Here is an 8,871-nt window from a genome sequence, read left to right as displayed (position 1 = left end):
GGGGCCCGCGTCGGGTGCGCCGCGCGCCCCTCCGTCCGACCGGTGTTACAGGGTGCCGCCCAGGCGCTTGAGCGCCGCCTGGAGGTTGGTGAGGTCGGTCTGCTGGGTGTTCTTCATGACCTGCGCGACCGCCAGCACGTCCTTGTCGTGCCCCTGGTCGAGGACGCCGTCGATCATGTGCACCCCGCCGATGTGGTGCCGGATCATCATCTGGAGGAAGAGGATGTCGAAGTCCCGGCCCTTCGCCGCCTGGAGCTTCGCCATCTCCGCCGGCGTGGCCATGCCGGGCATGAGGCCGTTCTTCACCGCCTGCGCGCCGTCCGGCATCCAGGCCATCGGCGGTTGGTCGCCGGTCGGGTCCAGTCGCCACGAGCGCAGCCAGGTCTGCATGGTGCCGATCTCACCCTGCTGGCCGGTGGCGATGTCGCCGCCGATCTGCCGTACCTCCGCGTCCTGGCCCTGCTGGAAGGCCATCAGACCCATCGCCACCGCCTGGGCGTGGTGGGTGCTCATGTCCCGGGCGAAGCCCGCCTCCGGGGAGTTGTCCCCGGGGCGGGTGAGAGTCGGGGTGAGCAGCCCGCCCGCGTACCCGAGGAGGAGGCCGACCACGACGGCGAGCGCGACCGCGAGCAGGCCGTAGCGCCGTGCCGGGGCCCGGCCGCCGTCGGCGGCCGGGACCTCGTCGAGGTCGGTGTCCGGGGTCACGGAAGCGGAAGCAGTCATCGGGCCGTCCTCACTGGGTGACCGGCTGGTCCATCTGGTTGCCCATGTCCCGCGGGGTGGTGCCGGTCGCGGTGACGCCCTGGGCGCAGTTGGCGTTGGGGCCCTCGATGGAGGCGTTCACCCGCAGCGTCTTGATGAACTCGTCGATCCGGCTGTCGTCGGCGTTGTCGACCTTGAGCTGGAAGCCCCAGGCCTGGAGCGAGATCGGCTTGTCCAGCCCCTCGTACGGGCTGAGCATCATCTTCTCCTTGCCCTCGACCTTGGCCTTGAGCTTGGCCACCTGGTCGGCGGGCAGGTCGGGACGGTAGGTGATCCAGACCGTGCCGTGCTCCAGGCTGTGCACCGCGTGCTCGTTGGCGATCGGGGCGGTGTAGACGTCGCCCAGGCAGTTCTGCCAGGCCGGGTTGTGCGGGCCGCCGACCGGCGGGAGCACGTCGTACTTGATCGAACCCTGCTGGTGCTGGCCGCCCTTCACCATGTCCTTGTTCGTCTTGCGGTAGTCGACCACGCCCTTGATCGAGTCGGCGCGCTCCTCCCACGGCTGGGTCCCCTTGTACACGGCCCAGGCGCCCCACCCGATGATGCCGACCGCCAGCACGCCGACCGCGACGAAGAGGGCGATCGGACCCCACGAGCGACCCTGGGTGACCTTCACCGGGGCGACCGGCTTGCGGCCCTTCCCGCCGGAGGTCTGCCGCGGGGTGCCCTTGCCGGACCCGGCCTTGCCGCCGGCCGGCTTGTCGGCAGCGGCCGGCCGGCCGGCGGCCGGCTTCTTGCCGGTGCTGACCACAGTCGGGCGGCGCTCCGGGCCGCCCGGGGTGCTGATGCTCATCGTGCCTCGTCAGGTCGGTCGGTCAGGGAGGCGCGGGGCCGGTTCACATCCTGGTCGCCGCCGCGGGTGCCGAGTCTACCCCCGATAACATGGTTCGGTGACTCCCGCAGAACTCGCCGAGGTCGTCCTCGCCGCAGCCCACGCCGTCTTCGCAGACCGGGGTCTGGACCGCTCCGCGCTGCCCGCGCAGACCGCGGTCGAGCGACCCCGTAACCCCGATCACGGCGACTACGCCTCGACGCTGGCGCTGCAGCTCAGCAAGAAGGTGGGTGTGCCGCCGCGGGAGCTGGCCGCCGCCCTGGCCGAGCAGCTCGGCAAGGCCCCCGGGGTCAAGTCGGTGGAGATCGCCGGTCCGGGCTTCCTCAACATCCGGCTGGACGCGGCCGCCGCCGGCCAGCTGGCCAAGGTGATCGTCGAGGCCGGCCCGGCGTACGGCCGCAGCGACGCCCTGGCCGGCCAGAAGATCAACCTGGAGTTCGTCTCGGCGAACCCGACCGGCCCGGTGCACATCGGCGGGGTCCGCTGGGCGGCCGTCGGGGACGCGCTCAGCCGGCTGCTGCGTGCCACCGGCGCCGAGGTGGGCACGGAATATTACTTCAACGACGCCGGCTCCCAGATCGACCGGTTCGCCCGTTCCCTGCTGGCCGCCGCCAAGGGCGAGCCGGCCCCGGAGGACGGCTACGGCGGCGCGTACATCGCCGAGATCGCGGCCGAGGTCGTCCAGCGTCGCCCGGACGTGCTGGGGCTGGACGACGCCGCCGCCCAGGAGGTGTTCCGGGTCGAGGGTGTGCAGCTCATGTTCGCCGAGATCAAGTCGTCGCTGCGCGACTTCGGCGTCGAGTTCGACACCTACTTCAACGAGAAGGACCTGCACGACCGGGGCGAGCTGGAGCAGGCCCTCGCCCGCCTGCGCGAGCAGGGCCACCTCTACGAGTCCGAGGGCGCGACCTGGCTGCGCACCACCGACTTCGGCGACGACAAGGACCGGGTGCTGCGCAAGTCCAACGGCGAGTGGACCTACTTCGCCGCCGACTGCGCCTACTACCTGGACAAGCGCGAGCGCGGCTTCGAGCGCGTGGTGATCATGCTGGGCGCCGACCACCATGGCTACATCGGCCGGATGAAGGCGATGGCCGCCTGCTTCGGCGACGACCCGGAGCGCAACCTCGAGATCCTCATCGGCCAGCTGGTCAACCTGGTCCGCGACGGCGCCCCGGTGCGGATGAGCAAGCGGGCCGGCACCGTGGTCACCCTGGAGGACCTGGTCGACGCGATCGGCGTGGACGCCTCCCGGTACGCGCTGGCCCGCTACTCCAGCGACTCGCCGATCGACATCGACGTCGAGCTGTGGACCCGGGCCACCCGCGACAACCCGGTCTACTACGTGCAGTACGTGGCCGCCCGGACCGCCAGCGTCGGGCGCAACGCCGCCGAGGTCGGGCTGACCCGGGCCGAGGCGGCCGACTTCCACGCCGAGCTGCTCTCCCACGAGAAGGAGAACGAGCTGCTCAAGGCGCTGGCCGAGTTCCCCGCCGTGGTCTCCTCGGCGGCCGAGCTGCGCGGGCCGCACCTGGTCGCCCGCTACCTGGAGCGGCTGGCCGGGGCCTACCACCGGTTCTACGACAACTGCCGGATCCTGCCGCGCGGCGACGAGGAGGTCACCGACCTGCACCGCGCCCGGCTCTGGCTCAACGACGCCACCCGGGTGGTCATCGCCAACGGCCTGCACCTGCTCGGCGTCTCCGCCCCGGAAAGGATGTAACCGCAGATGCGCGCGCACGAGGCTGGTGCCCTGCACGGGGAGATCGGCCACCGGGGACCGGCCTGGCTGCGTACCCCGGTCGACGTCAACGCCCTGGTCCCGCAGCTGTGGCCGCGTAACGTGGCGCGGGCCGAGGGCGGCGAGCTGACCGTCGCGGGCCTGGACGTCCGCGACCTGGCCGCCGAGTTCGGCACCGCGGTGTACGTGTTGGACGAGGACGACCTGCGCTCGCGCTGCCGCGAGTTCCGGGCCGCCTTCCCGGACGCCGACGTCTACTACGCCGGCAAGGCGTTCCTCTGCCGGGCGGTGGTCCGGATGATCGCCGAGGAGGGCATGTTCCTCGACGTCTGCACCGGCGGCGAGCTGGCCACCGCGCTGTCGGCGGGGATGCCGCCGGAGCGGATCGGCTTCCACGGCAACAACAAGTCGGTGGCCGAGCTGACCCGGGCGGTGGACGCCGGGGTGGGCCGGATCATCGTCGACTCGTTCGCCGAGATCGACCGGCTGACCGCGATCGCCCGCGAGCGCGGGGTACGCCCCAAGGTGCTGGTCCGGGTCACCGTCGGCGTGGAGGCGCACACCCACGAGTTCATCGCCACCGCGCACGAGGACCAGAAGTTCGGCTTCTCGCTGGCCGGCGGGGCGGCCGCGGCCGCCGCCTTCCGGATCCTCGACGAGGACGTGCTGGAGCTGCGCGGGCTGCACTCGCACATCGGCTCGCAGATCTTCGACGCCAGCGGCTTCGAGGTCTCCGCCCGCCGGGTGCTCGGGCTGCAGGCCCAGATCCGCGACGCCCGGGGGGTGGAGCTGCCCGAGCTGGACCTGGGCGGCGGCTTCGGCATCGCGTACACCACCCAGGACGACCCGGCGGCGCCGCAGGAGCTGGCCAAGCGGATGCGCAAGATCGTCGACGGGGAGTGCGCCGCGGAGAAGCTGGCCGTACCGCACCTGTCCATCGAGCCGGGCCGGGCCATCGTCGGGCCGGCCGTGTTCACCCTCTACGAGGTCGGGACCGTCAAGGACGTCGACGGGCTGCGGACGTACGTGAGCGTGGACGGCGGGATGAGCGACAACATCCGCACCGCGCTCTACGACGCGTCCTACTCGGCGACCGTGGCGAACCGCACCTCGACGGCGGACCCGCTGCTCGCCCGCGTGGTGGGAAAGCATTGTGAGTCCGGGGACATCGTGGTGAAGGATGAATTCCTGCCCGCAGACGTGCAGCCCGGAGATCTTGTCGCGGTGCCCGGCACCGGGGCGTACTGCCGGAGCATGGCCAGCAACTACAACCATGTCCCACGGCCCCCGGTCGTCGCCGTCCGCGACGGTCGGGCCCGGCTGATCGTCCGCCGGGAGACCGAAGAGGACCTGCTCGCATTGGATGTCGGATGACCTCACCCGTTCGCTTGGCGCTGCTCGGCTGCGGCACGGTCGGCAGCGACGTGGTGCGCCTGCTGCACGAGCAGTCGGCCGACCTCGCCGCCCGGATCGGCGCTCCGCTGGAGATCGCCGGCATCGCCGTCCGCCGGCTCGGCCGGGACCGGGGCGACCTGCCGGTCGACCCGGCCCTGTTCACCACCGACCCGCTTGGGCTGATCAAGCGGGACGACGTGGACATCGTGGTCGAGGTGGTCGGCGGGATCGAGCCGGCCCGCGGCTGGCTGGTCGAGGCGCTGCGCGCCGGCAAGAGCGTGGTCACCGCGAACAAGGCGCTGCTGGCCGAGGACGGCGCCACCCTGCACGACGCGGCCGCCGAGGGCGGCGCCGACCTCTACTACGAGGCCAGCGTCGCCGGTGCCATCCCGCTGCTGCGCCCGCTGCGTGAGTCGCTGCACGGGGACCGGATCAACCGGGTCACCGGCATCGTCAACGGCACCACCAACTTCATCCTCTCCGCCATGGACGCCACCGGCGCCGGCTTCGCCGAGGCCCTGGAGGAGGCCACCGAGCTGGGGTACGCCGAGGCGGACCCGACGGCCGACGTGGAGGGCTTCGACGCCGCCGCGAAGGCGGCCATCCTCGCCTCGCTGGCGTTCCACACCCGGGTCACCGCGGCCGACGTCCACCGCGAGGGCATCACCGAGGTGACCGCCGCCGACGTGGCCAGCGCCAAGGCCATGGGCTGCACCATCAAGCTGCTCTGCATCGCCGCCCGGGGCGCGGACGCGGCCGGCCGCGAGACGGTCAGCGTCCGGGTGCACCCGGCGATGATCCCGCTGACCCACCCGCTGGCCGGCGTCGGCGACGCGTTCAACGCGGTCTTCGTCGAGGCCGAGGCGGCCGGCCAGCTGATGTTCTACGGCCGGGGCGCGGGCGGCGCGCCGACCGCCAGCGCGGTCCTCGGCGACGTGGTGGCGGTGGCCCGCAACCGCCTCGCCGGGGTGCACGCGGCCAGCGAGTCGGCGTACGCGGACCTGTCGGTGCGGCCGATGGGGGAGGCGCTCACCCGCTACCACATCAGCCTCGACGTGACCGACCGGCCGGGTGTGCTGGAGGCGGTCGCCGGGGTCTTCGCCCGGCACGAGGTCTCCATCGCCACCGTGCGGCAGGGCCCGGCCGGGGGCGGCCCGGCCGGCCGGGGCGAGGACGCGGAGCTGGTCATCGTCACCCACGTGGCGCCGGACGCCGCGCTCGCCGCCACCGTCCGGGAGCTGCGCGGGCTGCCGATCGTCCGCTCGGTGACCAGCGTGCTGCGGGTCGAGGGCGGCGCGTAGCCCACCGTCCCGCCTGATGGTTAAGGGCAGGTGTGCCGGCGACCGGTCCGCGAGGCTGGTCCACGCTGGTGAGGGCCCCGGGAGCGGGGCGGGAGAGTCGAGGTGAGCGACATGTGGCGGGGCCTGATCGAGACGTACCGCGACCGGCTGCCGGTCACCGAGGCCACTCCGATCGTCACCCTGCACGAGGGGAACACGCCGCTGCTGCCGGCACCGGTGCTCTCCGCGCGGACCGGGGCCGACGTCTGGCTCAAGGTCGAGGGCGCCAACCCGACCGGCTCGTTCAAGGACCGGGGCATGACGGTCGCCGTCTCCAAGGCCGTCGAGGCCGGCGACAAGGCGATCATCTGCGCCTCCACCGGCAACACCAGCGCCTCCGCCGCCGCGTACGCGGCCCGGGCGGGGATCACCTGCGCGGTGCTGGTGCCGCAGGGCAAGATCGCGCTGGGCAAGCTGGCCCAGGCGCTCGTGCACGGCGCCAAGCTGCTCCAGGTGCAGGGCAACTTCGACGACTGCCTGGCGCTCGCCGGCAAGCTGGCCCAGGACTACCCGGTCGCCCTGGTCAACTCCGTCAACATCGACCGCCTGCACGGGCAGAAGACGGCCGCCTTCGAGATCGTCGAGGCGCTCGGCGACGCACCCGACATCCACTGCCTGCCGGTCGGCAACGCCGGCAACATCTCGGCCTACTGGATGGGCTACTCGGAGGACCGGCGCGACGGCAACGCCACGCGGACGCCGAAGATGTACGGCTTCCAGGCGGCCGGCGCGGCCCCGATCGTCACCGGCCGGGTGGTGCCGGAGCCGTCCACCATCGCCACCGCGATCCGGATCGGCAACCCGGCGAGCTGGACCAAGGCGATCGACGCCCGGGACGCCTCGGACGGCCTGATCGCCGCGGTCACCGATCGGGAGATCCTGGCCGCGTACCGGCTGCTGGCCCGCGAGGTGGGCGTCTTCGTCGAGCTGGGCAGCGCGGCCAGCGTCGCCGGCCTGCTCCAGCAGGCCGCCGCCGGCAAGGTCCCGGCCGGCTCCACCGTGGTCTGCACGGTCACCGGCCACGGCCTCAAGGACCCCGAGTGGGCCATCTCCACGGCCCCCGCCCCGGTGACCATCGCCAACGACCCCCTCGCCGCCGCCCGCTCCCTGGACCTCGCCTAACCCCACCCCCCCCCGGGGCCCCGCCCCCGCCCGCCCCGCCCGACGCCGAGCTGATCAAGAGGTTTGCGTCAGGGTGAGGCGGAATTCTGACGCAAACCCCTTGATCAACACTCTTCCCGGGCGGGGGTGGGGTGGTGCGTGGGAGCGTGATCGGGTGGGGGAGACTTTCGGCACCCGTCGACCCCTTTGCAGGAGTGAGTAACGCAGATGTCGCTGCTCGCCAGATTCAGCCTTGCCAACCGCGGACTGGTCGCCCTCATCGCGCTGGTGACCGCGGCGTTCGGGGCGTTCGCCGTACCGTCGCTGAAGCAGCAGCTGCTGCCGTCACTGGAGTTCCCCGCCGCGTTCATCGTGGCGGCCTACCCGGGGGCCGCACCGGAGATCGTCGAGGCCCAGGTCACCGAGCCGATCGAGAACAGCCTCCAGGGCATCCCCGGGCTGGACAAGGTCACCTCCACCTCCCGCGAGGGCTCCACCACCGTCCAGGTCCAGTACGAGTTCGGCACCGACCTCAACGACGTGGTCAACAAGATGCAGACGGCGTTGAACCGGATCGACGCCCAGCTGCCCGAGGGGGTGGACCCCCAGGTCATCGCCGGCAGCACCGACGACCTCCCGGCGGTGGTCGTCGCCGCCAGCGGGGACGGCGACGAGCAGGCGCTCGCCGAGAAGCTGCGCAAAACCGTCGTACCCGAGCTGGAAGGGTTGGACGGCGTCCGCACGGTCGACGTGACCGGCACCCGCGACCAGGTCGTGCTGGTCACCCCCGACCCGGCCAAGCTGGCCGCGGCCCGGCTGGCCCCCACCGCGATCGCCCAGGCGCTCAAGACCAACGGCGTCGCGCTGCCGGCCGGCGCGGTCGCGGACGGCAGCCGGTCGCTGCCGGTGCAGGTGGGCACCCCGATCCGCACCGTGGACGACCTGCGCGGCATCGTGCTCGCCACCGCCCCGGCCGCCCCGGTACGCCTCGGCGACGTGGCCACGGTGCAGGAGCAGCTCGCCCCGGCCACCGGCTTCACCCGGACCAACGGCAGACCCAGCCTCGGCATCGCCGTCACCGCCACCCCGGACGGCAACGCCGTCCGCATCTCCCATGAGATCCGGGACCGGCTGGACGACCTGAAGGCCGCCTCCGGTGCGGACCTGACCGTGGTCTTCGACCAGGCCCCGTTCGTCGAACGGTCCATCGACAGCCTGACCACCGAGGGCCTGCTCGGCCTGCTGATGGCGGTCGTGGTGATCCTGGTCTTCCTGCTCTCGATCCGCTCCACCGTGGTCACCGCGGTCTCCATCCCGCTGTCGGTGCTGGTCGCGCTGATCGTGCTCTGGGCCGGCGACTACTCGCTCAACCTGCTCACCCTCGGCGCGCTGACCATCGCGGTCGGCCGGGTCGTGGACGACTCCATCGTGGTGCTGGAGAACATCAAGCGGCACCTGGAGTACGGCGAGCCGAAGCGGGACGCCATCCTCGGCGCGGTCCGGGAGGTGGCCGGCGCGGTCACCGCCTCCACCCTCACCACGGTCGCCGTGTTCGCGCCGATCGCGCTGGTGGGCGGCTTCGTCGGGCAGCTCTTCGCGCCGTTCGCGATCACCGTGACGGTGGCCCTGCTCGCCTCGCTGCTGGTGTCGCTGACAGTGATCCCGGTGCTCGCGTACTGGTTCCTGAAGCCGCGGGCCGG

Annotated in this window: 7 protein-coding genes; 5 read left to right on the top strand and 2 right to left on the bottom strand. The window is 72.4% G+C overall.

Annotated elements, in window-relative coordinates:
* Positions 1-45: 45 nt before the first annotated feature.
* Positions 46-723: a DUF305 domain-containing protein gene (locus tag ACWEVO_RS21190; protein ID WP_452309254.1), complete on the bottom strand. Its 678-nt coding sequence runs from the start codon at positions 721-723 to the stop codon at positions 46-48.
* A gap of 10 nt (positions 724-733) precedes the next feature.
* Positions 734-1,555, bottom strand: a complete 822-nt coding sequence (locus tag ACWEVO_RS21185) for a DUF3105 domain-containing protein (protein ID WP_452309253.1) — start codon at positions 1,553-1,555, stop codon at positions 734-736.
* 97 nt (positions 1,556-1,652) lie between these two features.
* Between ACWEVO_RS21185 and argS the strand changes: the two genes are divergently transcribed.
* The 5 genes from argS to ACWEVO_RS21160 all read left to right on the top strand — a co-directional run.
* The gene (gene argS / locus ACWEVO_RS21180) at positions 1,653-3,317 is read left to right on the top strand and encodes an arginine--tRNA ligase (protein ID WP_452309252.1); all 1,665 of its coding nucleotides are present in this window, start codon (positions 1,653-1,655) and stop codon (positions 3,315-3,317) included.
* Positions 3,318-3,323: 6 nt separating this feature from the next.
* The gene (lysA, locus tag ACWEVO_RS21175; protein WP_452309251.1) at positions 3,324-4,709 is read left to right on the top strand and encodes a diaminopimelate decarboxylase; all 1,386 of its coding nucleotides are present in this window, start codon (positions 3,324-3,326) and stop codon (positions 4,707-4,709) included.
* The gene (locus ACWEVO_RS21170) at positions 4,706-6,031 is read left to right on the top strand and encodes a homoserine dehydrogenase (protein WP_452309250.1); all 1,326 of its coding nucleotides are present in this window, start codon (positions 4,706-4,708) and stop codon (positions 6,029-6,031) included. The genes lysA and ACWEVO_RS21170 overlap by 4 nt, the downstream gene beginning before the upstream one ends.
* 111 nt (positions 6,032-6,142) lie before the next feature.
* Positions 6,143-7,192, top strand: coding sequence for a threonine synthase (thrC, locus tag ACWEVO_RS21165; RefSeq protein ID WP_452309255.1), 1,050 nt, complete (start codon positions 6,143-6,145; stop codon positions 7,190-7,192).
* Between the two features lie 207 nt (positions 7,193-7,399).
* Positions 7,400-8,871 (top strand): efflux RND transporter permease subunit (locus tag ACWEVO_RS21160; RefSeq protein WP_452309249.1); only part of this gene is annotated, 1,472 nt, incomplete at its 3' end.

The sequence above is a fragment of the Micromonospora sp. NPDC003776 genome (assembly GCF_053605645.1).
The sequence above is the reverse complement of the archived record's forward strand: the minus strand, read 5'-3'. Positions and strand labels throughout refer to the sequence as shown.

Bases quoted from the DNA above. Each gene is read 5' to 3' on its own strand.
- ACWEVO_RS21185 (WP_452309253.1), bottom strand. From the start codon at position 1,555: ATGAGCATCAGCACCCCGGGCGGCCCGGAGCGCCGCCCGACTGTGGTC.
- ACWEVO_RS21190 (WP_452309254.1), bottom strand. From the start codon at position 723: ATGACTGCTTCCGCTTCCGTGACCCCGGACACCGACCTCGACGAGGTC.
- ACWEVO_RS21170 (WP_452309250.1), top strand. From the start codon at position 4,706: ATGACCTCACCCGTTCGCTTGGCGCTGCTCGGCTGCGGCACGGTCGGC.
- lysA (WP_452309251.1), top strand. From the start codon at position 3,324: ATGCGCGCGCACGAGGCTGGTGCCCTGCACGGGGAGATCGGCCACCGG.
- thrC (WP_452309255.1), top strand. From the start codon at position 6,143: ATGTGGCGGGGCCTGATCGAGACGTACCGCGACCGGCTGCCGGTCACC.